This window comes from Pectobacterium atrosepticum (assembly GCA_019056595.1).
GTDB classification, from domain to species: Bacteria; Pseudomonadota; Gammaproteobacteria; order Enterobacterales; family Enterobacteriaceae; genus Pectobacterium; species Pectobacterium atrosepticum.
Window position 1 is genome coordinate 4444907 of the sequence record CP036163.1, and the last position, 25019, is coordinate 4469925.

Annotated in this window: 21 protein-coding genes and 1 pseudogene; 18 read left to right on the plus strand and 4 right to left on the minus strand. The window is 44.8% G+C overall.

All coding sequences use genetic code 11. The features are described 5' to 3' along the window. The first annotated feature begins 191 nt into the window (after positions 1-191). From DCX48_20845 to DCX48_20885, 9 genes are all read left to right on the plus strand, one after another. On the plus strand, positions 192-1511 hold the full coding sequence (locus DCX48_20845) for an MATE family efflux transporter (GenBank protein ID QXE16746.1): 1320 nt from the start codon (positions 192-194) through the stop codon (positions 1509-1511). Beyond that, on the plus strand, positions 1474-2253 hold the full coding sequence (locus tag DCX48_20850) for a glycosyltransferase family 2 protein (GenBank protein ID QXE16747.1): 780 nt from the start codon (positions 1474-1476) through the stop codon (positions 2251-2253). The genes DCX48_20845 and DCX48_20850 overlap by 38 nt, the downstream gene beginning before the upstream one ends. A gap of 53 nt (positions 2254-2306) precedes the next feature. Beyond that, positions 2307-2876, plus strand: coding sequence for an acyltransferase (locus tag DCX48_20855; GenBank protein ID QXE17333.1), 570 nt, complete (start codon positions 2307-2309; stop codon positions 2874-2876). Between the two features lie 15 nt (positions 2877-2891). Beyond that, positions 2892-4037, plus strand: a complete 1146-nt coding sequence (locus DCX48_20860; GenBank protein QXE16748.1) for a glycosyltransferase — start codon at positions 2892-2894, stop codon at positions 4035-4037. 425 nt (positions 4038-4462) lie between these two features. Further along, on the plus strand, positions 4463-5236 hold the full coding sequence (locus DCX48_20865) for a hypothetical protein (GenBank protein ID QXE16749.1): 774 nt from the start codon (positions 4463-4465) through the stop codon (positions 5234-5236). Positions 5237-5247: 11 nt separating this feature from the next. Then, on the plus strand, positions 5248-6378 hold the full coding sequence (locus DCX48_20870; GenBank protein ID QXE16750.1) for a glycosyltransferase family 1 protein: 1131 nt from the start codon (positions 5248-5250) through the stop codon (positions 6376-6378). Between the two features lie 118 nt (positions 6379-6496). Beyond that, positions 6497-7414: a glycosyltransferase gene (locus DCX48_20875; GenBank protein ID QXE16751.1), complete on the plus strand. Its 918-nt coding sequence runs from the start codon at positions 6497-6499 to the stop codon at positions 7412-7414. 18 nt (positions 7415-7432) lie between these two features. After that, the gene (locus tag DCX48_20880; protein QXE16752.1) at positions 7433-8842 is read left to right on the plus strand and encodes a mannose-1-phosphate guanylyltransferase/mannose-6-phosphate isomerase; all 1410 of its coding nucleotides are present in this window, start codon (positions 7433-7435) and stop codon (positions 8840-8842) included. Positions 8843-8854: 12 nt separating this feature from the next. Further along, positions 8855-10225: a phosphomannomutase gene (locus DCX48_20885; GenBank protein QXE16753.1), complete on the plus strand. Its 1371-nt coding sequence runs from the start codon at positions 8855-8857 to the stop codon at positions 10223-10225. A 75-nt stretch (positions 10226-10300) separates the two neighbouring features. Here the strand turns inward: DCX48_20885 and rfbD are convergent, their stop codons facing one another. Genes rfbD through rfbA form a run of 3 tightly spaced genes read right to left on the minus strand, consistent with a single transcriptional unit; the run spans position 10301 to position 12556 of the window. Continuing rightward, positions 10301-11152 (minus strand): dTDP-4-dehydrorhamnose reductase, encoded by an 852-nt coding sequence (gene rfbD / locus DCX48_20890; GenBank protein ID QXE16754.1) that lies wholly within the window; start codon positions 11150-11152, stop codon positions 10301-10303. After that, positions 11149-11685 carry a dTDP-4-dehydrorhamnose 3,5-epimerase gene (rfbC, locus tag DCX48_20895; GenBank protein ID QXE16755.1) on the minus strand — a complete coding sequence of 179 codons (537 nt, stop codon included), beginning with the start codon at positions 11683-11685 and terminating at the stop codon, positions 11149-11151. Before rfbC ends, rfbD begins: the two co-directional genes overlap by 4 nt. A 1-nt stretch (position 11686) precedes the next feature. Then, on the minus strand, positions 11687-12556 hold the full coding sequence (gene rfbA, locus DCX48_20900) for a glucose-1-phosphate thymidylyltransferase (protein ID QXE16756.1): 870 nt from the start codon (positions 12554-12556) through the stop codon (positions 11687-11689). A gap of 246 nt (positions 12557-12802) precedes the next feature. Here rfbA and DCX48_20905 point away from each other — a divergent pair, with 246 nt between their 5' ends. Further along, a complete protein-coding gene (locus DCX48_20905; protein QXE16757.1) occupies positions 12803-13699 on the plus strand; it encodes a GalU regulator GalF in 897 nt (298 codons plus the stop codon). 230 nt (positions 13700-13929) lie between these two features. Continuing rightward, a complete protein-coding gene (gndA, locus tag DCX48_20910) occupies positions 13930-15336 on the plus strand; it encodes an NADP-dependent phosphogluconate dehydrogenase (GenBank protein QXE16758.1) in 1407 nt (468 codons plus the stop codon). Between the two features lie 525 nt (positions 15337-15861). Here the strand turns inward: gndA and DCX48_20915 are convergent. Continuing rightward, positions 15862-15927, minus strand: a pseudogene (locus DCX48_20915) (signal peptide protein). Positions 15928-16147: 220 nt separating this feature from the next. Between DCX48_20915 and DCX48_20920 the strand changes: the two are divergent. The 7 genes from DCX48_20920 to DCX48_20950 all read left to right on the plus strand — a co-directional run bounded on the left by DCX48_20920 (position 16148) and on the right by DCX48_20950 (position 24944). Further along, the gene (locus DCX48_20920) at positions 16148-16807 is read left to right on the plus strand and encodes a YjbF family lipoprotein (protein QXE16759.1); all 660 of its coding nucleotides are present in this window, start codon (positions 16148-16150) and stop codon (positions 16805-16807) included. Between the two features lie 9 nt (positions 16808-16816). Then, complete coding sequence (locus DCX48_20925) at positions 16817-17599, plus strand: hypothetical protein (protein ID QXE16760.1); 783 nt, start codon at positions 16817-16819, stop codon at positions 17597-17599. Then, positions 17596-19713: a YjbH domain-containing protein gene (locus DCX48_20930; GenBank protein QXE16761.1), complete on the plus strand. Its 2118-nt coding sequence runs from the start codon at positions 17596-17598 to the stop codon at positions 19711-19713. Before DCX48_20925 ends, DCX48_20930 begins: the two co-directional genes overlap by 4 nt. A 390-nt stretch (positions 19714-20103) precedes the next feature. After that, positions 20104-20661: a chorismate mutase gene (locus DCX48_20935; GenBank protein ID QXE16762.1), complete on the plus strand. Its 558-nt coding sequence runs from the start codon at positions 20104-20106 to the stop codon at positions 20659-20661. 19 nt (positions 20662-20680) lie between these two features. Next, positions 20681-22300 (plus strand): peptidase S53, encoded by a 1620-nt coding sequence (locus tag DCX48_20940; GenBank protein QXE16763.1) that lies wholly within the window; start codon positions 20681-20683, stop codon positions 22298-22300. A 293-nt stretch (positions 22301-22593) separates the two neighbouring features. After that, positions 22594-24018 carry a glycoside hydrolase family 1 protein gene (locus DCX48_20945; GenBank protein QXE16764.1) on the plus strand — a complete coding sequence of 475 codons (1425 nt, stop codon included), beginning with the start codon at positions 22594-22596 and terminating at the stop codon, positions 24016-24018. A 95-nt stretch (positions 24019-24113) separates the two neighbouring features. Next, entirely contained in the window at positions 24114-24944 is an 831-nt protein-coding gene (locus DCX48_20950; GenBank protein QXE16765.1) for a PRD domain-containing protein, read from the plus strand. The last annotated feature ends 75 nt before the right edge of the window (positions 24945-25019 follow it).

Below are 25019 nucleotides of genomic sequence, written 5' to 3' on the forward strand. Positions count from 1 at the left end.
TGGTACGGATATTTATTTTTGATGCTTTTTATTCCTATATCATTTTATATAGTCATTTATAACTAGCTTGAGATGCTTATTTTGCATCAATCCGGTTTCCTCAATTTTACATTGAGGTTTTTTGTTATGATTTTTAAGAAAAACCAGCCTGGCTATTTTCACCAGGCTGGGTGAAATAGAAGAAGAGCAAGATGATAAATGCGAAGTCAATTCTCATAACAACCCTATTTTCATGGCTTTCTCGTATAATAATAATTGCCGCGCAGCTAATAAGTATAAGAATATTACTTAAACACTCTAGCTTGGATGAATTTGCTGCATATTCGCTTCTGGTTAGTATTGGTGGTTGGTTTATATTAATGGACTTCGGGATTGCAATTGCTCTGCAAAATTATATTTCCGAACGGCTAGCGAACAAAGAGCGATATCAAGATCTAATATCTAAGGCAATGTACTTTATTATTCCATGGTACGCGGTTTTAGTCGCGATTTTATATCTATTTTCAACTAACATAGCATCTTTTTTGCTCCCGTTTAGTAATGTCAGTATTGATGTCAAAGCTGACATGATTTTTATTACAGGGCTAATTTTTGCCACGACAGGGATTGGCAATGTATGTTACAAAATTTGGTATGCTGAAAATAAAGGATACATATCAAATATTCTTCCGGCAATTGGAGCAATAATCGGATTTTTTCTCCTTTATTTATTTATTGACCGCATGGAGAATAAATCTCTTGGCGGAATAATGTTATTTTATTCTCCAACCGCGTTAATTGCTTTATTCGCTTTGTTGAAAAAGACCGCACCCTGCATCTCTCTTCCTAGGTTTGAATTATCTTTAGTCGTAAGAGGTAGTAAGTTTTGGGTGTTATCTATCATGGTGGCGTTAACGCTGCAGGTAGATTACGTTATTATGTCTCGATTCCTTTCTGCTGAAGATATTGTCATCTATACGCTAACAACGCGAATATTCGGTTTTGGATACTTTCTATATTCATCTGTACTTGCAGCAACGTGGCCAACTTTTACTGAACTCTCAGTAAAGAAAGATGCAGAAAAGATTTTAAGCATACTTAAGAAGTATGTTTTTTTTAGTTTGCTAGGTGTAGTGATTTTTACTTTCATATTTATTCTCACCAAAGATATCGTGGTAAGTATATTTACATCAGGAAGCGGGAAGGTAATAACCATACCCAACTCCTTTATTCTATTAAATGGCACTTACCAGCTCGTTCTGATATGGACTGCATTATTTTCAACCATTTTGCAAAGTGTTAATTTAGTGCGCCTCTTCCTGATTCTTACGCCTATTCAGGCGGCAATTAGTGCCTCACTCCAATGGGTGCTGGCTGAGAATATTGGGCTGTATGGGATTACGATCGGGCTATTGGTTTCATATCTGGCAATTGCGGTTTGGTTGCTGCCAATAAAATGCATAAAATATATAAAATCATTGGATAAGAACGAAGATGAAAAAGATATTAGTGGGCATACCAAATTACAATAATGCGGCCTATATTGTTGATACGATTGAGTCGGTATTGAAGCAATCTTATTCAGGAGTCGACGTTGTCGTTTTTGATAATGCTTCAACAGATGATTCTGTCGAAATAATAGAAAATACTTTTCTGAACAACCCTAAAGTTTTACTAAAGAAAAGCGCGAGTAATGTTGGTCCTACGATGAATCATAACCGCTGTCTTGAGTATGCTATCGACAATGAATATGATTATCTTAAAGTGTTATCGTCAGATGATGTATTACTGCCAAATATCATTCAGGAACAGTTTGAGTTACTTGAGTCTGAGCCGAGAGGGGCATTTGCTACGTGTAATATGATCGTTACCGATGACAAATTGACGAAAATAAAAGATCACGATTTTTTAGGCAGTAATACAGACGGAAATGCAGTTATTAAAAAATGTGCCTCGCATTCTGCCAACTATATTGGCGGTCCTTCTAACGGATTACTTCGAGTCAGCTGTATTGGCGCCACTCGATTCAGCCCTGAGTATAAATGGCTGTCAGACTTGAAGTTCTACTGTGATCTGTTAGCCAATCGGCCTTTCATCAATACCGGCACTAATGGTTTCTTTTACAGAAGACACGACAATACCGATTCAAGTCATGTTTCAAAGATAAAAAATCTGCAAAGGAAAGAGTCTATTCGATTTTCGGGGGAGTACGGTGGGAATTTCTTGACGAAAATAAAAATATACTTGAGGGATATCAAGTCAAGGTTATTATGAAATTAAAAAATAGCTACCCGGTTAAAACTGTTCTTTATTTTTTAGCCCTCTTAATGTCGGATACATTAAAAACGCTAAAATCTTATCTTCGAAGAGCTCAATTCAGGGCGAATGGTATTTATATTGATAAGTCCGCTATCATTAGAAGCGATGACAGAGGAAGTATAACGCTGAATGAAGGGGTAAGAATTTCTCATGGCGTTGTTGTTATCTGTACTAATGAGAAAGCAAGAGAGGGTGTTTCCTCTCAGTTGGTTATTGGAAAAGGAACCACAATTAATGAGTACTCAAATATAAGAGCATCAGGCGGGATAATTAGAATTGGCGAAAACTGTATGATCGCCCAATTTGTGAGTGTGGTCGCGTCCAATCATGTCGTCAATACTGAAAAACTGATGATTGATGAAAGCTGGGATGATAAAAAGAATGAGATCACAATTGGGAATGACGTATGGATTGGCGCAGGGGCCGTTATTTTGCCTGGCGTTACTATTGGTGATGGTGCAGTCGTTGCCGCTGGTTCCGTAGTGACGAAAGATGTAGATGCATTTACGATAAATGCTGGAGTGCCCTGCAAGAAAATAAAAGACAGGGAATTGTTTTTTAAAAATATCAATAGTTGATTTTTATAAGACCATATGAAAGAAAATAACTATACTTCATCCTTTATTTTCCCGAACCACCTGTACGGTGGACATGAAGTTATGACTATAAATATTTTGAATTATATCGCGAGTCATAACTCTTTTGGCATTGAGTGCCACGTAAATAAAAGAAACGATAAGGTATTGAATTCTCTGAGTGCACTGAATGAAAAATTTGGCTATGAGAGAATAAAAATATTTTCTCACTCTTGGTCATCAGACAAGAACCCGCTTCTTTCTTTTTTTCAACCTGCATCTTTTGTTAGAAAACTCCTTTTTATCAAGAAGCTCTTTGCTTTAAGACGCAGGGCTGTCCTTGTTCAGGGGAGCATTGAGCTTGGTGCTGAGTTCATTTGGATTTCTTATGTTCTTGGATGCCGAAATCTGTTGATAAGCTATATCCCAATGTGTCATACGTTTAAACATATGGGTTTTAAGCTTGGCGAGTTACGTGATGTGGTTTCTGCATTGACCTATAAAATGTGTATGAATTACATAACGATATCCAATCCTAACGAGGCTCTGTTAAAGAAAAGAAATGCTTCAGCGAAAGTCAATATTGTTAATAACTTCGTTTCTCCTCTTTCTAATGTCATTCCAGTCGATGGCCGCTCGTCTGAAACGATTAATCTAGCCATTATTGGCAGGGTGGAGATAAAGCAAAAAGGACACGATATATTAATCAATGCATTAAAATATATTGATGATGAAATCGTTAATCGAGTACATCTCATTATCGTCGGTGATGGACCAGATATGAGTACGTTGAAAGATATGATAGACAATAATCATCTTTCCAATAAGGTATCATTTACTGGTTGGGTCGACAAATGGTATAAAATAGATGAAAAAATTGATTATGTAGTTATGCCGTCGCGTTTTGAAGGTGTTCCTTTGACGATGCTGGAAGCGTTATCCCTTGATATTCCTTGCATTGGTGCAAATAGAGACGGTATGAGCGACTATATTTCGGATGAATTGCTATATGATGTAGGCGGTAGTGATGATATTGAGTCAAGAAATCTCGCCGAAAAAATTAACTATGCCTTATCTAACAATGAAATGACTAAAATGAAAATAAATCGCGATGATTTATTCTATCCTAAAGGCATTGAAGTATTAGACGAGACTTTTTTATGAAGATTGTATTTATATTGTCATCTCTTTTTATTTGGTCGATTCTATATTACTTTGTCTATAAAAGAAGCAAGAGTATCGTAAATATATTCACTCCTTTGGTTTTTATGATTGTACCGCAATACTTTATTTTTGAGTTTTTTTATGAGTATTATATTGGGAGTTCTTACAGTAACTTAAGTTACCTATTTATTTATTTATGTTATACGGCTTCTTTTTTATTTCTTTTTATTGGTTACTTTTTCCCATTAAAACTGAAAGATGTATCTAATCATGATGTCGCGCCAATAAATTATGATAAATATCTGATCTTCTCCATTCTGTTAACTGTTGTTGCGTTCTATTCATTCCTTCCTATTATGCGAGAGTTTAAAGAGTATCTTCTTACTCCTCGGATAATCTATGAGAGAACAAGAACAGGATATGGGATGAGTTTCTTCCTTTCCATATTGTTTAGTCAATTGGCTATATTCTTAAGTTTTTATACGACATCTAAATATCGTTTTTTATCGATCGCGATTATTTTAATTAATCTGATTCTTATCTATTTTCATGGTAATAAATCACCATTGCTTACGGTCGCCATAAATTATATTATTTATCAGCGCTATGTTTTGAATAAGATTATTTCTATCAAAAAGTTTTTTATCTTCTCTGCTGTGGTTTCTTTTCTTATCGCGTTTATCTTTGTTTTCACGTTCGGTATCGATTTTAAATCAGCCATATTAGTAATGGCGGGATATTCTGACTATACCAGAAACTTCGCTTTGCTTATCGATAGTGGTTATGAACCTCAATTTGGTCGATTACTAATGGAGAGTGAATTTTTCTCAAGGATTCCCAGGGCTATATATCCTGACAAGCCAGTTGATTTTGGTTACTTTGAGTTGGCTCGTCGCTTTTACTCTGAAAGTTTTTATAACAATCAGGGAGTCCCGTCCTTTGGACTCGGCGACTTTTATGCGGATTTTGGATTCTTTTCCATCGTCATTATTTCTGTTACTTATTTTATTAAAGGTATATTGCTTAAAGTAACCGTTCACATCCTTAAGGGTAATAAAAATATTTACTACTTTATTCCTTTCGCATTTTTATGTGGAGCGAACCTTCTCCCAATTGGTTTTGGCTGGTTATTCTTTGAGCATTGTGTTCTCGCGTTGATTTTGTATTTCTTTTTAAATGTACGTTTAAAAACAAAATAGGTCAGATAGTCATGAAAGTTGAAAAGATAGCATTGAATTTATCAAGGGTAGGAAAACATGGTACAGGGATGTGGAATTATTCCAAAAACATTGCTGACATGTTGCACGAATCTGGCTTTCTCGACTCAATCATATGTTCTAAAGACCACGTTGAGTACTTCTCCAATAGATATAAAGATCCCAAGGTTGATATCATTATCACGCCAGAAATAGTATCCAATACTATGAAGGTGTCAAAATTCAGGCCGTTAATATGGCTTTCATACAGCTATTTTCTGGGCTGTAAGCTTGTTCTGAGTAAAAAGAAAAAAGATGTAGCATTGCTAAGCACAACACACCACTCGATACCTTTTTTTAAAAATCAATTTATTACCATTCATGATTTGCGCCCGGCATTTTATCCAGACTCGAAACTGCAAGAAATCTATTTCTCTCATTACTTGCCACGTAAGGTCAAGGAGCTCAGAGGGGTGTTTACTGTTTCAGAGACAGTGAAAAATGAAATAGAAGAGCATATGGGCGTTGCACGATCTGATATACAGGTTGTTTATAACTCTGTCGATCCCTCTTTGCGTCCTGATGGTACGGACAATAGCGAACAAGCGACAATAAAAAATACCTTCTTAATGGTTGGGGCAAGCTGGAAGCATAAAAACGCGCATTCTTTTTTGAAAAATTTCCTTACATACCATAAAGACAATTACAGCGCCGTTATTGTTTGTGGCCAAACAGATTACTTTGATGAATTGAAATCACTGGTTGCCACGTTGGGACTTGAGAATAATGTAACATTTAAACATCATATCAGCGAACAGGAACTAAGTTCGTTATACAAAACCTCTTTTGCACTTGTCTATCCTTCATTGAGTGAAGGCTTCGGGATACCACCTATTGAAGCAATGAGCCTGTCTTTACCTGTTATTGTTTCAGATATCCCAGTGTTTAAAGAAATACTGGGGGAAGCCGCAGTATATGTCGATCCTAATGTCAGAGAAAGTTGGGAACATGCCGTTGACACGCTGAAAGTGTCTCGTGAAAACGTTATTGATACTGGGTTGCAACGAGTCAACTTATACAGCTACGATCGATGCAAGGATATGCTTATGCTTGCATTAAAAAACATCAATGAGAAGTCTCGCTGAGTCTTATATAAGTGGTAAGCACTTTTACTACTATATAATGATTATTTGAATTTATAGGCAACCTTAAAATAAATAACCTGATTAATTTAATTTTTGATTAAATTATTTGGAAGTGATTATGCAATTTTCTCTTGTTATACCGGTTTATAATGCAGGAATGATGTGGCCAGAGGTTATTCGTTCAATTAAATCTCAAACCATACAACCTGAATGCGTTATTATTATTGATTCAAGTTCTACAGATAATACCGTGGCGTATGCCATTGAAGCAGGCTTTGAAGTCTACCATATAGATAAATCTACTTTTGATCATGGCGGCACACGTTCCATGGCATTAGAGAAAGTTAACACTGAGTTTGTTATTTATATGACCCAAGATGCGATATTGCAGAATGATGAAGCGTTTTTCTATCTTCTCAGCGCATTTAATAATGAAGAAGTGGGAGCCGTCTATGGGCGTCAACTCCCTCATCATGATGCGAATCCGCTGGCCACACATGCTCGGTTACATAGCTATGGCGAAGTCGGATACGTGACATCCATGAAAGATGATTTTCCTCAGGGCTTCCGTAAAGCGTTTATGTCCAACTCCTTTTCTGGCTATCGAGTCAATACGCTGCGGCAGATTGGTGGATTTCCCGCGAAACTTATCTTGGGTGAAGACTCTTATGTTGCTGCGCGTATGCTATCGACAGGAGTGTCTGTTGGTTACATACCGCAAGCCCTTGCTCGACATTCCCATAATTATAGTGTTGGCGAAGAATTTAAGCGCTATTTTGACATTGGAGTCTTCCATAAAACACAAGAATGGATGTTGGCAAGTCTTGGTAAGGTCGAGGGGGAGGGGGTAAAATTTGCCCTTGGCCAAATTTGTTATCTGTTAAAAAGTAATTATTACCACTACATCCCTTTTTCTATTGTAAGTTCAGGTGCAAAATATTTGGGATATAAATTAGGCAAGAATTATCATCGCCTAAATCGTACGTTGTGCAAAAAATTGTCTATGTACAAAAGTTATTGGAATTCTTCTGTTTGAGATATATAAGGATGTAACATGATTGTTCCCGTTATTATGGCAGGTGGCTCAGGTACTCGCCTCTGGCCTCTATCCCGAGCCTTGTATCCCAAACAGTTATTGGCACTGCATAGCGATGTCACCATGTTGCAAGCTACGATTAGTCGATTAGCAGGATTTGAGTCAGAAGCTCCGCTCGTTATTTGTAATGAGGCGCATCGCTTTATTGTCGCTGAGCAACTTCGCGAATTGCGCTGTGAAGGGAAAATTATTCTTGAGCCGTGTGGCCGTAATACTGCACCGGCTATCGCTGTGGCTGCGTTGCAAGCAATGCGGTTTGCCCCAGATGTTGACCCCATCTTGCTTGTGTTAGCTGCAGACCATGTCATTGAGAATGAGGATGCTTTTACGCAAGCCGTAAATCAGGCGCAGCCGCTTACTGCTTTAGGGAAATTAATTACTTTTGGCATTGTCCCGACGGAAGCACATACGGGGTATGGCTATATTCGTCGAGGCATCAGTGTTAACGATGCGGCATTTACCGTCGATTGCTTTGTTGAAAAACCTGATGCGAGTACCGCAGAAGCTTATGTTTCATCAGGCGATTATTATTGGAACAGCGGTATGTTCATGTTCAAGGCGAGTGTCTACTTGAATGCGCTGAAAGAACATCGGCCTGACATTTTTGCCGCTTGTGAGCAGGCTTGTGCTAACTCGCGCGAAGATCTAGATTTTACTCGTCTTGATGAAGCCGCTTTTACAGATTGCCCGGATGATTCTGTCGACTATGCCGTCATGGAGAAAACCAGTGATGCGGTAGTTATTCCATTGGCCGCTGGATGGAGTGATGTCGGTTCATGGTCATCGCTATGGGACATTTTAGAAAAGGACGAGTCGGGTAACGTTAATATTGGTGAGGTAATCGCGCTCGATAGCCATAATAACTACATCTCTTCTGACTCAGCATTGGTTGCAACAATCGGCATTAATGATGTTGTCATTGTTAATACCGGAGATGCGCTTTTGGTCGCCGCTAAAGATAGATCGCAAGATGTAAAAAAAGTGGTCGATCGGCTGAAAGAAAGTAATCTCCATCACTACCGTGAACACCCTGAGTCATTTCGTCCTTGGGGTAAAATTAGCAATATTGATTCTGGCGATCATTACCAGGTAAAAAAAATAATCGTTCACCCTGGGCACGGCCTCTCTCTGCAACAACATTTCCATCGGGCAGAGCATTGGGTTGTGTTAGTGGGCACGGCCAAAGTTAATATTGATGAAAAAGAGTTTTTCCTTTCAGAAAATCAATCTACGTTTATTCCGCCTGGGGCTGTTCATACTTTAGAAAATCCTGGCGTTATTGATCTTGTAATGATTGAGGTACGTTCAGGACACTATTTGGCTGACGATGACATCGTCAGACTGCAAGATCGATACGGCAGAATATAAAAGGTATTATTGATGTCTACGCTCACCTGTTTTAAAGCCTATGATATTCGGGGTCGTCTGGGCGACGAACTTAATGAAGATATTGCTTACCGGATTGGTCGGGCTTATGGTCAGTTTACAAGAGCCAAAAATGTTGTTGTTGGAGGCGATGTCAGGCTAACCAGCGAGAGTTTGAAATTAGCGTTGTCCAATGGTCTACGGGACGCAGGGACAAACGTATTAGATATTGGATTAGCAGGTACAGAAGAGATCTATTTCGCGACACATCATCTGGGGATTGACGGAGGCATTGAAGTCACCGCAAGCCATAACCCAATTGATTACAACGGAATGAAATTGGTTTGCAAAGGTGCTAAGCCAATTAGTGGTGATTCTGGGTTGCGCGATATTCAGGTATTGGCAGAGAACAATGTTTTTATCCCGGTTCTTGCCGAAGAGAAAGGTGAATACACAAAAACTTCTGTGCTTGATGATTATGTTGAGCATTTGATGACTTATATAGAGCCTGCGAATTTTAAACCGTTAAAGCTAGTCATCAACAGCGGTAATGGTGCGGCAGGACACGTTATTGATGCGCTGGAAGCACGTTTCAACCAATTAAATCTTCCCGTAACCTTTATCAAAGTACACCATCAGCCCGATGGCTCTTTTCCTAATGGTATCCCTAATCCGCTCTTACCAGAATGTCGAAAAGATACCTCTGATGCGGTTATCGCCCATTCTGCTGATATAGGGATTGCCTTTGATGGTGATTTTGATCGGTGTTTCTTGTTCAATCATCTCGGTGAGTTTATTGAGGGATACTACATTGTTGGTTTATTGGCCGAGGCTTTTCTCCAAAAAGAGCCCGGTGCCAAAATCATTCATGATCCTCGACTGAGCTGGAATACCATTGATATCGTTAATTCCTGCCAAGGCGAACCGGTTATGTCAAAAACAGGGCATGCCTTTATCAAGGAACGGATGCGGCAAGAAGATGCCGTTTACGGCGGAGAAATGAGCGCTCATCATTATTTTCGCTCATTCGCGTACTGTGATTCAGGAATGATTCCCTGGCTATTGGTCGCTGAATTGCTTTGTGTAAAAGATAAAAGCCTGCGAGATTTGGTGAGTGAAAGGATGCTGGCCTATCCAGCTTCTGGAGAGATCAACTCTATATTAAGCGAACCCGCTAAAGCGATAGAACGTGTTAAAGCTGCGTACTTGCCGGAAGCGCTGTCTATTGATGAAACCGACGGTATTAGTTTGGAATTTGAAGACTGGCGTTTCAACCTTCGTTCTTCTAATACTGAACCGGTTGTTCGCCTAAATGTAGAATCTAAAGCTAATAACGCTTTGATGGTTGAGAAAACGGATGCGATTCTGCATCTGCTACGGCAGTGATAGGTTATTTTTAATCGTATAAATTTTAATAAATTAAGACCTGCTTTATTTCTTATATTAAAGCAGGTCTTTCATTCAACGTGCCAAGACTTGTGACAATGCGTCAGTCCAGTCTGATGGTTTTATTGTCAATCTCGCGATTTTTTCACACGATAATGACGAGTATTGAGGTCGATGTGCCGGGGTAGGGTACTGCTCAGTTGTTATTGCAGTTAACTGTGGCTGTTTATCGATAATGTCTTGCTGTTTTGCCATTTCAAAAATGGTTTTTGCAAATTCATACCAGCTAACTTCTTTATCACCGCAATAGTGATAAATTCCGCATTCCGCATTTTTCTCAATAAGAGAAATAATCGCCTGCGCTAAATCCCCTGCATAAGTTGGGCATCCCTTTTGATCGGCAACGATACTTAATGCGTCACGTTCTTTTGCCAGCCTCAGCATCGTCTTAACGAAATTATTACCGTATTCACTGAACACCCAAGCTGTACGAACGATAATGGCGTCGGGGGCTGCTTTCGTCACGGCCTGCTCGCCAGCTAACTTTGTTTTACCGTATACGCTTAAGGGATTGGTGGTACTGGATTCAAGATAAGGCGTCGTGGCATTTCCATCAAAGACATAATCCGTTGAAACGTGGACTAATCGGATCCCCTTTTCATGTGCTACGGTAGCCAAATTATGGGGACCTGTAACATTTATCTTTTCTGCTAATACTGATTCTGACTCTGCTTTATCAACGGCTGTATAGGCTGCCGCATTAACAATCGCGTCTGGTTGATAACGTGCTATAGCCGCTTCAATCTGCGTTAAATCAGTGATATCAAGTTCGTTAGCATCCGTTGACCATATTTGCCAGTGGGTGGGAAGACGATCCTGAAAACAGCGACCCAATTGCCCATTTGCACCCGTCAGTAATATTTTCATTTTGCTAGATCCTTGAATAACTTGCCTACTTTGTCTTTCTCGGATAACTGCGGGGTTGATATTGGCCATTCGATACCAAGATCAGGATCGTTCCATAATAGGCAACCCTCATCGCTAGGGTCATAATAATCCGTACACTTGTACTCAAAATCTGCGATATCTGAGAGGACAACAAAACCATGTGCTAGCCCCGGAGGGAGCCAAAATTGCGTTTTGTTCTCTTCAGAGAGGAGTGCTCCATACCATTTCCCGTAGGTAGGAGAATCTTGACGAATATCTACTGCAACGTCAAAAACCTCGCCACGTACAACGCGGACAAGTTTCCCCTGCGGGTTTGTTTTCTGGAAATGCAGACCTCGTAATACACCTTTACTTGAGCGGGAATGATTATCCTGGACAAAGTCTACATCGATATCCAGCATCTCCTGATAACGTCTCTTTTCAAACGTTTCCAGAAAAAAACCTCGCGCATCACCGAATACTTTCGGCTGAATGATTTTTGCGCCGTGAACAGCAGTATCAATGATTTGCATGTTATTTTTCTGCGATGAGTTGGGTTAAATATTGTCCGTAAGACGTTTTGAGCATCACTTTTGCTTCATCGGCAACTTGCTGTATAGATAGCCACCCTTTACGAAATGCAATCTCTTCCAGGCAGGCAACCTTCAGTCCCTGACGCTTTTCGATGGTGTGAATAAATTGGGAGGCTTCAATCAGGCTGTCGTGTGTGCCGGTATCCAGCCAGGCGAAACCTCTTCCCAGCAGTTCGACATCCAGTCTGTTTTGTTCAAGATACATTTGGTTCAGCGTGGTAATTTCTAACTCACCGCGGTGCGACGGTTTTACCTGTTTCGCCATCTCTACGACATCTCTGTCATAGAAATAGAGCCCAGTAACGGCCCAGCTTGATTTCGGTTTTACCGGTTTTTCTTCTATCGACAGCGCTCTGAAATCTTGATCAAACTCGACGACGCCAAAACGCTCTGGATCGGTGACTTGATAGCCGAAGATCGTTGCACCTTCTTCTTTTGCCGCCACGGCTTCAAGTTTTTTACCAAAGCTTTGTCCGAAATAAATATTATCACCGAGTACCAGCGCACAGCGTTCCCCATTGATAAATTCTTCACCGATGATAAAGGCCTGGGCAAGTCCATCAGGGCTAGGTTGAATCGCGTAGCTAAGTTCGATGCCAAAACGGCTACCGTCTCCCAGAAGACGCTGAAATGCTGGCATATCCTCAGGCGTAGTGATAACCAATATTTCACGGATACCAGCGAGCATAAGAACCGAAATAGGATAATAAACCATCGGCTTATCATAGATCGGCAGTAACTGCTTGGAAATTCCGCGAGTAATTGGGTATAACCGAGTACCACTTCCCCCCGCGAGCACGATCCCTTTCATCAACTAGTCCACCCTTTGTCTTTATTTCATTAAAAATACCTTTGAATAGTCGAGCCATTATATCACTCTGCTCCACCAGAATTGTCTGATGTATCAGAAAAAGTCGATGCTTGAGATCGCTTTGTGGCTGATTGGGTGTAATCTTAGTGTCATGCGTGGCGTGTGGCATGACCCCCCGCAGGGTGAAAACGATCGGCCAGATCAACACAGTTAGATAAAAACCATCAGATTGAAGAGAGTCAATCCATGACATCATTGAAAGCTATTATCCCTGTAGCAGGTTTAGGGATGAATTTGTTACCCGTGACCAAGGCAATTCCTAAGGAAATGTTGCCGTTGGTTGACCGCCCGGTGATTGAGAAAATCGTCAACGAGTGTGTGAGGGCGGGGATTAAAGAAATTGTTCTGGTGACGCATGCGTCGAAAAATGCTATCGAAAACCACTTCGATACCTCGTTTGAACTTGAGTCTCTGTTGGAAGAACGCGCCAAGCGCCAGCTGCTGGCCGAAGTACAGTCCATCTGTCCGAAAGGCGTGACGATCATGAACGTCCGTCAGGGTGAAACGCTGGGATTAGGGCATGCGGTCTCCTGTGCTCGTCCAATCATTGGGGATAATCCGTTTGTAGTGGTGTTGCCTGATGTGGTGTTGGATGAAAGTACAGCCGATCAGACGCAGGAAAACCTGGCGCTGCTGATTTCCCGTTTTGAAGAAACTGGGCGCAGTCAAGTGCTGGTGAAGCATCGTCCTTATGAGGTGTTGCCAGAGTACTCTGTTGTCGATTGTGAAGCACAGCTGGTGAACCCAGGCGATGCCTCAGCGATTACGTCAATGATTGAGAAACCTGAAGCACCGTCCGAAACTGGGTCTGACCTTTCTGCGGTAGGACGCTATGTCTTAACGGCCGATGCCTGGTCATTGCTCGATAAAGCCGAACCAGGTGCATGGGGACGTATTCAGTTAACGGATGTGATTGCTGATATGATTGCGACCCAGCAGGTTGATGCTGTACAGATGTCGGGCAAGAACTTTAACTGTGGCCGTAAATTGGGTTACGCGCAGGCATTTGTGTCTTACGGGTTACGCAATCCTGAGTTTGGTGCCGAATTTAAAGAAAGTATTAAGGCGCTGCTGAAAAAGTAATATTGAGTGGTAACATGCTGTAAAACCGCAGATCGTTGAATCGTTCTGCGGTTTTTTATTTTCCCCGCCATACGTTCGGATTGCGGGTGCTTTCGCTATCAAACCAATCACTACCCACTCACGCAAAGCTGAGTTACCATGTCGACCTGTTTTTAAATTGCTTGCGAGGTCGCAACGCGAGGCGTTGTCGCCGTTGTAGGCAGGTTATCCTTCAGACAGGAGTTGCTTTAATGTCCAAACAGCAAATTGGCGTTGTTGGTATGGCGGTGATGGGGCGCAATCTGGCGCTGAACATTGAGAGCCGTGGCTATAGCGTTTCCATCTTTAACCGCTCTTCCGATAAAACCGATGAAGTTATCGCGGAAAATCCGGGTAAAAAACTGGTGCCTTCTTACACCGTTGAAGAGTTTGTCGAATCCCTGGAAAAACCCCGCCGTATTCTGCTGATGGTGAAGGCCGGTGAAGCAACCGATAAAACGATTGAATCGCTGAAACCTTACCTGGAGAAGGGCGATATTCTGATCGATGGCGGTAACACCTTCTATAAAGATACCATTCGCCGTAACCGCGAACTGTCCGCTGAAGGGTTTAACTTCATCGGTACAGGCGTATCCGGCGGAGAAGAGGGTGCACTGAAAGGGCCTTCTATTATGCCTGGTGGCCAGAAAGAAGCTTATGATTTGGTGGCACCGATTCTGGAACAGATCGCCGCGCGTGCTGATGGCGAAGCCTGTGTGACCTATATTGGCTCTGATGGCGCTGGGCACTATGTCAAGATGGTGCATAACGGTATTGAATACGGCGATATGCAGCTTATTGCTGAAGCCTATGCATTGCTCAAGCAGGCACTGAATCTGGACAACGACGAGCTTGCTACCACGTTCTCTGAGTGGAACAAAGGCGAGTTAAGCAGCTACCTGATTGAAATCACGGCCGATATCTTCAAGAAAAAAGATGAAGAAGGTAAATATCTGGTTGACGTGATTCTGGATGAAGCGGCTAACAAAGGTACCGGTAAATGGACCAGCCAAAGCTCTCTGGATCTGGGCGAACCTTTGTCTCTGATCACGGAATCCGTTTTTGCCCGCTACCTTTCTTCACTGAAAGATCAGCGTGTCGCTGCATCTAAAGTACTGACTGGCCCAACGGCTCAGCCATTTGGCGGTGATAAAGCCGAGTTCGTTGAGAAAGTACGTCGTGCGCTGTACTTAGGCAAAATCGTTTCTTATGCTCAGGGCTTCTCACAGCTGAAAGCGGCATCAGACGAGAACAGCTGGGATCTGAACTACGGTGAAATCGCCAAGATTTTCCGCGCGGGTTGCATCATTCGTGCGCAGTTCCTACAAAAAATCACCGATGCGTATGAGCAGAAAGCGGATATTGCTAACCTGCTGCTGGCACCTTACTTCAAAAAAGTGGCGGATGAATACCAGCAAGCACTGCGCGACGTCGTCTCTTACGCCGTTCAGCAGGGTATCCCGACGCCAACATTCTCAGCGGCAATTGCCTATTACGACAGCTACCGCTCAGCCGTGCTGCCAGCTAACCTGATTCAGGCTCAGCGTGACTATTTCGGCGCGCATACCTATAAGCGTACAGATAAAGAAGGTGTATTCCATACCGAATGGTTGGAATAATCGTTTCTTATGCTTATGCTTAGGTAAAGTGATTTGTTAATAAAACGCCAGATTAGGAAATATCTGGCGTTTTTTTATATTGGTGAATCAATGGATTGATATCGCTAAGATATCTATGACTTTTTTTCTGGAATACTGTAAATTTCATTAAAGAAATCTGCTTTTTTACCGAGATCATTACTGTTTATTACATCGGGATCTTGCTATTTTTAACAGTGTTGCAAAAATTGAGTTGTAGTTTTGCTTTCTGGTATTGCTTATCAGAGGTGGTCGCCTCTCAAAAATGCTTTGCGTGATAGAGAGTTTTATCGCCATTGGATTGTAACGCATTGCTGGGAGGATCCCGGTAACGGTCAGTAACGCGCTAAATAGAGATATTTGCTGTTGTGCTGACTGGAATGAAGGACGGGGTATGGTCTTTTTGACGGTACTCCACCCTGAAGTACTTCATGTTAAAAAGGAAATCGTAATGAAGAAAACGTTAATCGCGCTAGCCGCTGTCCTGGCTATGTCGTCAAGCGTGTATGCAGCTGGTCCTGCTGGTGCTGCTGCCGCGGGTAGTGCTGGTGCTGGTGCTGGTGCTGCTGCTGGTACTACCGCTCTGATTGCTGTCGGTGTTGCTGCCGCTGTCGCTGTTGGTGTTGCTGTTGCTGTTTCCAGCAATGACAACAACGATGCTACGAGCACCACGACGGTAACTACTGGTACTGCTCGTTAATTCCGTTTCAATTCTAAGGCCACTTCGGTGGCCTTTCTTTTTCTAGGCTGCGCTGTTCAACGAGAACTGCATTTCATGACAAAAATAAAACGAATGGCAAAGGTACGTTCGCTGATTGCCATACCTCTTTTATCGATTGTGTTGACTGGCTGTTCCCAAAATGTGGAGCAGGTGGGGAAAACGTTCAAACTGGCGTTTTTTGGTCAGGATGATACCCATGTGACGGCCAAACGGGTTTCCGATACACCCTATGCGTCGGCCTATCTAAAAGTGGGAGAGGCGCCACAGGCGTTTGTCATTCTCGTTTTTGCCGAACAGAACCAATTGAAATGGATTGGGGCTGATAAAAATATGATATCGACCCAACATGGTCGTGTAGTGAAAACGCAAGGCTTCGGCGAAGACATTACCTATGTGGATAACCTGCAACAGGATCCCCTGACATTAGGTTTATTGAAGACATCGACGCCAATGACATGGCAAAGCCGGGCTGAATGGGCTCAAGTCTTCCGCGGTGGTTACGATACCCGCTCTGTTTTTCAGGCCCGTGGCAAAGAAACGATAAAAATTCTGGATACCTCGCGTGAGCTGTTGCGCTTTGATGAGCAGGTTACCGTCCCCGCTTTAAATGAATCTTACACCAATAGCTACTGGCTCGATCCGACTAACGGAAGTGTGGTTCAAAGCCAACAGTATATGGGGCCGAGTATGGCATTGGTAACATTCACCGTATTAAAACCCTACGTACAATAAGGGGCTACTATGTTGGCACTTAACCGTATCGCTACCTTGTTGTTGCTGATTTCCGGCGTCGCGATGTCTGCGCAACTGACTGTGAAATCGCCTCAAGAGACGATCGCCGTCGTTAAACTGGACGACGGTACACGGCTTGAAAAATTTTACGAACAGGTTTCCTGGCCACAGAATATCAACTGGCAAACGGCGTTTATTTCTGATTTTGCGACGACACAGAAAGTTCGTGTACAGGGCGATGTCTTGTTGCAAAAGCTGGCCGAACTGGAAACGCGCTGGCGTAATTCAGGTGATGGCGATCTGGCGATCTCCGCCTGGCTTCTGAGAAAGGCGATTAACCCAATTAATGTTGCGGGTCGTATCCGCACTAATTTGGATCCTGACCGCGTGCGTGTTTATAGTGAAAATAACCGACCTTTGGTGGGGGAGTATGCGTTATATGTGGCTCCTCATGATGATAAGTTGGCGCTAATTGGTTTGGTGAATACCTCTGCGGATGTGGGTGAGTTGGAGACGTCGGGAAATGTTGTGCTACGTGCAGGATGGTCGGTCGAGAATTATCTCGCTGGACGGCGGCTTTTAGCGGGAGCAGATAATAGTTACGGCTATCTGATTGGGGGAAATGGCCAGTGGCGCAAGGTACCGCTAGCGCTGTGGAATCGTCAGCATATTGAACCTGCTGCGGGCGAAACGATCTTCATCGGTTTCAATCCTTCTGTTTTACCACAGGATATGTCATCACTTAACGAGCAGCTTGCTGACTACCTTGCTAACCGGATCCCACTCGAATGACCAAGAACAGAAACGTTAAACTAGGCTGTCTGTCGTTGGCGATTGGCGGCATTCTGAGTGCGCAGGCTATGGCGGCTGAAACAGAAAACAGCCGTACTGCGACGAACCCGAATCTGCGTTTTCAGCCTGCGGGTGTGTCGCAGTCTGATTTCGGTGGCACGGGCTTATTGCAAATGCCAACCGCACGTATGGCGGAAACGGGCGAATTTAGCCTTAACTACCGCGACAATGATGAGTATCGACGTTACTCCGTATCCCTCCAGCTCTTTGACTGGCTGGAAACGACGGTGCGTTATACCGATATTCGTACCCGGCTTTATAGCGGCGACGCGTCTTTCAGCGGTAATCAAACCTACAAGGACAAAGCCTTCGATCTCAAGGCCCGCTTGTGGCAGGAAAGCTACTGGATGCCGGATGTATCGCTGGGGTTGCGCGATATTGCTGGTACCGGGCTGTTCGATAGTGAATATCTGGTAGCCAGTAAGCGTATGGGGCCGTTTGATTTCACCCTGGGTATGGGGTGGGGCAATATGGCGGAGAGTGGGAATATTAAAAACCCAGCCTGTTCGCTGAAAGCCAGTTTCTGCAATCGTACTCAGAATACAGAAATCGGTCAGTTTGAGGTTAAGAATTTCTTACACGGTCCGGCGGCACTGTTTGGTGGAATTGAATATCAGACGCCATGGGATCCACTGCGCTTAAAGCTTGAATATGACGGCAATGACTACAGCCGTGAATTCGCCGGTGCCATCAAGCAGGATTCTCCTTTCAACATCGGAGCGGTTTACCGCGTGGGCGATATACTGGATACCACGCTGTCGTGGCAGCGGGGCAATACCCTGATGTGGGGCTTTACCCTACGTACCAGCTTTAACAGTTTGAAACCAAACTATTTAGATGATGCGCCACCGGTCTATGCGCCGGTGCAGGATGGGAAAGGGACAAACTGGCAGTTAGTCTCGAAAGAGCTGAATGATAAGGCTGGCTTTAAGGACGCTGATATCTACGCGGACCAAAAACAGGTCACCATTGTTGCCGATCAGACAAAATATCGTGATAGCGATCAGGCGACACAGCGTGCGGCGACGGTATTGGCGAACCACGTACCGGGCAGTATTGATGAATACCATATTGTGCAGCGCAGCCAGCGCTTACCGATTGCCAGTACGGAAGTCGATGCCAAAGCCTTCCATCAGGTTCAACAGGCTGCTATTCCGCTTGGTCAACCTGAACCTGCTACGCATCGCAAAGAGCCGGTATCTGACGTGCGTGGTCAGCAAGTGCTGCTCGCAGAGCCCGATCGTCTGACGTATTCATTAGATCCGACGCTGGTGCAGTCTTTCGGTGGTCCTGAATCCTTCTATATGTACCAAATCGCGCTTAAAGGCAATGTGGACTACCGTCTAAGCGATCACTGGAGCGTGGGGGGAACCGCGCTGCTGAATCTGGTGAATAACTATGACAAGTTTAACTATAAATCACCGCCGGCCGATGGCGCGGCATTGCCGCGAGTCAGAACCTGGGTGCGTGAATATTCCACATCTTCCGATCTGTTATTGACCAATCTGCAATTGACCCGCAGGGATAATCCCGCGCAGGACTGGTATACGCAGGTCTACGGCGGTTATCTGGAAATGATGTATGCTGGCGTTGGCTCTGAAGTGCTGTATCGTCCGTTCGGTAAAAGCTGGGCACTGGGGCTGGATGTTAACTATGTCAAACAGCGTGACTGGAACGACATCATGAGAATGGCCGATTACGATGTAGTGACGGGCCATCTGACCGCGTATTGGGAACTGCCGTTTGTGGAAGGTGCGGTGGCGAAAGTGAGCGTAGGTCGTTATCTGGCTGGTGATAAAGGGGTCACGCTCGACCTGTCTCGCCGCTTTGACAGCGGGATTGTTGCGGGTGCCTTTGCAACCAAAACTAACGTCAGCGCTGCTGAATACGGTGAAGGGAGCTTTACCAAAGGCTTCTACGTCTCCATACCGTTTGACCTACTGTTCACTGAACCGACGGTGAAACGCGGGGCAGTCGGTTGGGTACCGCTAACGCGTGATGGTGGTCAAATGTTGCAGCGCCGTAGCTCGCTGTATGGCCTCACCGATCACTAATCGACCCAGTTAGTTTAGGGTTAATAAAGCCCGTCATGGCCGAGTGCCGCGACGGGCTTTTTTGTGCGCGTTTGCTTTGCAGGTCAATATCGTCACTTGATAACCAATTTGAACTATTTCATTTGGTCATTGTTTGTATCTTAATTATCCGATGTCGAGAGTTGCGACTCTGAGATCTGATTTCGCAGTTGCTTGTAATTTAAAACGTTAATAGCAGGAATCGCGACAGGCCGGAAAACTGTTAAGAGGAAGTGTGTCCTATAGGTAATGATTGAAATAGTTTCGTCATGGAAGATTCATATAGCGAAATCTATTATCTCCTGCCGCAATGGCAAAATAAAAACATAGCCATAGATGTTAATGGCAGTGCTGACAGGAGAGTGCAACCCAATGAATTTGCCTATTTCCGCTGTTATCTCGTTAATGATGAGTTCTGCCTGGTGTCTCCCTCTGCATGCGGCCGTGCAGGATAATTCTCTTGGTATCTACCAACTGATCCAAGAGAGGATGGTGCTCATGAAAGATGTAGCGGGGTATAAAGCCCGCCAACACCTGCCCGTTGAGGATTTAAAGCAAGAGGACCGTATTTTGAGTAAGGCGCGGGAACAATCTGCTGCCGTTGGGTTATCCCCTCAGAGTACACAGATGTTTTTTACTTCATTAATGAATGCCAGCAAAGCCATTCAGTATCGCTACATGGCGGACTGGCTTGCGACACCTGAGGGCGACTGGACGCCCCTTTCGTTGAACGACACCATCAGGCCCACGCTACTCACGATTGACGACCAACTTCTGATTAGTATTAAACGTTATCTCGCGAATGGCGGGCATTTTGCGCCTCAGCAAGAGGCTACGTTTCTTTCTTCTATTAATGTTGAGCATCTGTCACAGAACGACAAACGCCAGATTTATGCGGCATTAAGTCACATTGAACCAGACGGCAAATAGCTGAGTGGGAGAGAAGACGATGACTTACCAATTATTGAAAGGGAGTGAGCGCGGAAATATCGCTGACGCAGCGTACCGCGAGCGCTGTAATGTTAATGAAAGCGTCAGGGTCATGCTGGTACTGCGTTTTACTACGCCAGATGATGAGTATTACACCGAACTGCACGATAGCATCGATCCGCAATTTGGTGGCATCAACGCTAATAAGCCGCTGTCGCGTGCCAGTTATGCCAGAAAGTTCAGCGCGGATGATGCTGATATGGAGCACGTTCGCGCGTTTGCGCGACATTATCGGCTATCTATCGAACGTGAACATCCTGCCAGTCGTACTGTCTTCATGACGGGTACTGCAGGGCAGATAGAGCAAGCGTTTCGCGTGAGCTTAGCTCGCTATGATCACAAAAATGGAGCTTTTCGTGGGAGATCGGGAGGGATTTATTTGCCCGAATATCTACAGGGCGTGGTTGTCGCTGTGCTAGGACTTGATGAGCGTCTGGCGACGGATTGTTGCCTACGTATGAATCGTCCGTTCTCTAATGCAGAGATGCGTCCGTCGGGCTATACGCCGCTAGAGCTGGCTGAGCATTATCACTTCCCTGAACATGATGGCGCAGGGCAGTGCATTGGCATAATTGAACTGGGGGGCGGGTATCGCTTACCGCAGTTGGAGCACTATTTTAAACGAATGGGCGTTAATCCACCGCAGATTGTCGATGTTTGCGTGGGCGGAGCCAAGAATGCCCCAGCATCGTTGGATAGCGATAAAGAGGTGAACCCGATTGATATCGAAGTACAGATGGATATCGAAATTGCGGGCACGTTGGCTCCGGCGGCCAAAATTGTGGTGTATTTTGCCCCGAATACCGATGCAGGGTTTTTAGAAGCGATCAATGCCGCGATTCATGATGAGAAAAACGCGCCGTCGGTAATTTCAATTAGCTGGGGTAGTAGTGAGTCGAAATGGACAGCGCAATCGTTGCGGGTTTACAACCAGGCTTTTCAAACCGCCGCAGCATTAGGTATCACTGTGTGCGTGGCCTCTGGCGATCAGGGGGCGAAAGATGGCGAGCTGCACGGGCTGCACGTGAACTTTCCTGCTTCCAGCCCCTACGTTTTAGCCTGTGGTGGCACTCGGCTGCAAAAAACAATGGAAGAAACCACCTGGCATAGCCGAGACGGCAGCGCGACGGGGGGCGGCGTCAGCCAATATTTTGCGCTTCCCGGTTGGCAGTTAGGGCTGTCTCTGGCAGACAAATACGGTGGCCATCACCCTCTGCAACACCGTGGCGTACCGGATGTCAGTGGTAATGCCGATCCCGAAACGGGCTATCTGATTGAAGTCAACGGACGGGAAGGCGTGGTTGGCGGAACCAGCGCCGTCGCGCCGCTGTGGGCGGGATTGCTGGCGCGAATGCTGGCACTGACCGAGTCGGCATCGCTGTTTATTCCCCCCTTGCTGTACCGCAATCGTAATAGCTGCAAGGATATCGTGCGGGGGAATAATGGGGCGTTTGTGGCTTCAGAAGGATGGGATGCCTGCACGGGGTTGGGTTCGCCCGATGGAATGAAGCTACTCAGGCTGTTGAAGCGGCTTGTCAGACTTAACGGTGCACGAGACCATGATGGTGGTGAACGGTAGTCTGCATTCCTGGAATGGCTGGCGTAGGGGACAGAACATCGTCAGGTGACGGGATTATCGGTGATATTCATCACAGATTGCCCGACCTTGGTTTGAGTCTACGACGGTTAGCAGATATAACCCGATAAGAAGGACGTGATCGGGCTTAGGCCTGAGCGGAACCTGATACGACGCATGTGATTTAGACATGTCCGTATCAGGTTTTTTTTTGCCTGAATTCAACCCGATCGCGTGCCACCCATAACATCAGTGATGTCTGCTGACATTATCTCGTTAAGGAAAGGAGAAAAACTGTGAAATACCGTCATCTTAAACGTTTCCCTGAGGGGTTTTTATGGGGCGCGGCGACATCGGCTTATCAGGTTGAAGGGGCATGGAATGAAGACGGCAAGGGGCCATCGGTGATTGATGCCAGAACATCCTATCCTGAGGGTACAACGGATTTTAAAGTCGCCAGTGACCATTATCATCGCTACAAGGACGATGTCGCACTGTTTGCCGATATTGGCTTCAAAACCTACCGTTTTTCCATCGCCTGGAGCCGTATCATCCCCGATGGCAGCGGTGAGGTAAACCCGGCAGGCATTGCGTTTTATCACAATCTTATCGATGAGTTGCTGCATTACGGCATTGAGCCGATCGTCACGATGTACCATTTCGATCTGCCGCAGGCGCTACAGGAAAAAGGCGGTTGGTACAACCGAGAAACGGTGGACGCGTTTGAACGCTTTGCCAACGTGCTGTTTGATGAATATGGCGACAAGGTGAAGTACTGGCTGACCATCAATGAACAAAACATGATGATTTTGCACGGTTCTGCATTAGGCACGTTGGATCCGACGCCGGAAAATCCTAAGCAGAATCTCTATCAGCAGAACCACAACATGCTGGTGGCTCAGGCAAAAGCAATGAATGCGCTACATGAAAAAGTGCCCGGCGCGAAAATTGGGCCGGCACCCAACATTGCGTTGATTTATCCGGCATCAGCGAAGCCTGAAGATGTGATGGCAGCGTTCAACTATAACGCGATCCGTAACTGGCTCTATCTGGATATGGCGGTATACGGACGTTACAACACGGCGGCCTGGCGCTATATGGAAGAAAAGGGTTATACGCCGGAGATTCTGCCCGGCGATATGGATATTCTGGCATCGGCCAAGCCTGATTTCATCGCGTTTAACTACTACACCTCGCAAACGGTTGAAGCCAGCAAAGGCGACGGGTCGGATGAAATTGCACGCGGAGGTGACCAGCACCTGAAATCGGGTGAAGAGGGCGTACACCGTGGCGCGAGCAATCCGTGGTTGCAGAAAAACGCCTTTGGCTGGGAAATCGATCCCATCGGCTTCCGCAATACCTTGCGTGAGTTACACGATCGCTATCATTTACCGCTGATTATTACGGAAAATGGGCTGGGCGCGTTTGATACGCTGGATGAAAACGGTGAGGTTCAGGACGATTACCGCATCGACTACCTGCAACGCCACATTGAGCAAATTCAGCTTGCGATTACCGATGGTGTGGATGTCTTCGGCTATACGCCATGGTCGGCACTGGATCTCATTTCCACCCATCAGGGATGCTCGAAACGCTATGGTTTTATTTACGTCAACCGTGAAGAATTCGATCTGAAAGATTTGCGGCGCATCCGTAAAAAAAGCGCATACTGGTATGCTGATGTCATTAAAAACAATGGGCTGGATAGCTCAGAAGTGTAAATGATGAAAGAAGACGCCTCGGCAATACGACGTTCGAGGCGTTAAACGGCAGGGAAGGCCAGCGTGCCTTCCCGTGAGACAGGACGGCTGATGCGATGATCATTGAAAAAATACTGAGCAATAACGCCGTGCTGGCTGATGACCAACGGGAAATTGTGGCGATTGGTAAAGGTGTCGGCTTTGGCAAAAAGGTCGGCGACCCTATCGATCCGCAGCGCATTGAAAGTCAGTTCGTAAAGAAAAGTGACGGTATCGCGGACGTGTTGTCACAACTGCTGGCGGATATTCCAACTGACTGTCTGGCGGTCACGCAGCAGATTATTACTCTGGCGCAAAAAACACTGCGGCTCGATGTGCAAGACACGTTGTTTCTGGCATTAAGCGACCATATCAACTTTGCAATTCAACGCCATAAGAAAGGGCAGGTGATCAAGAATCTGATGCTGTGGGATATTCGTCAGTTCTATCGCGGTGAATTTGCCGTTGGGTTGGAGGCGCTGGCGCTGATTCGCTCCAGATTGGATATCGATTTACCGGAGGATGAAGCGGGGTTTATTGCGCTGCATCTGGCGAATGCGGCGAATAACAGCGACATGCAGAGCACGATGCAAAGCGCGGGTATCATTAAAGATATTTTGACTATTCTGAAGTACGACCTGCATGTCACTTTTGATGAACATTCTCTCAATTATCAGCGTTTGATTACGCACCTGAAGTTCTTCGCTCTACGCTTGTTAAATCGGGAAACAGTGAGCCACGGTGATGACTCCATCTATCAGGGAATTACCGAACTGATGCCGCGGGCGTATGCCTGTGCGATGAAAGTGTATGACTATGTGGAGAAAAATTACGGCTGCCAGCTGACCACCGACGAAGTTATGTTTCTAACCATTCACATTAACCGTTTACAACCCTCTCTATCTTAGTCACGTCGGCCATCATGACAGGCATGGCTGCGGCAATAACAGGTACTGAACGAAGCCACGGGTAAGACCAGCTAC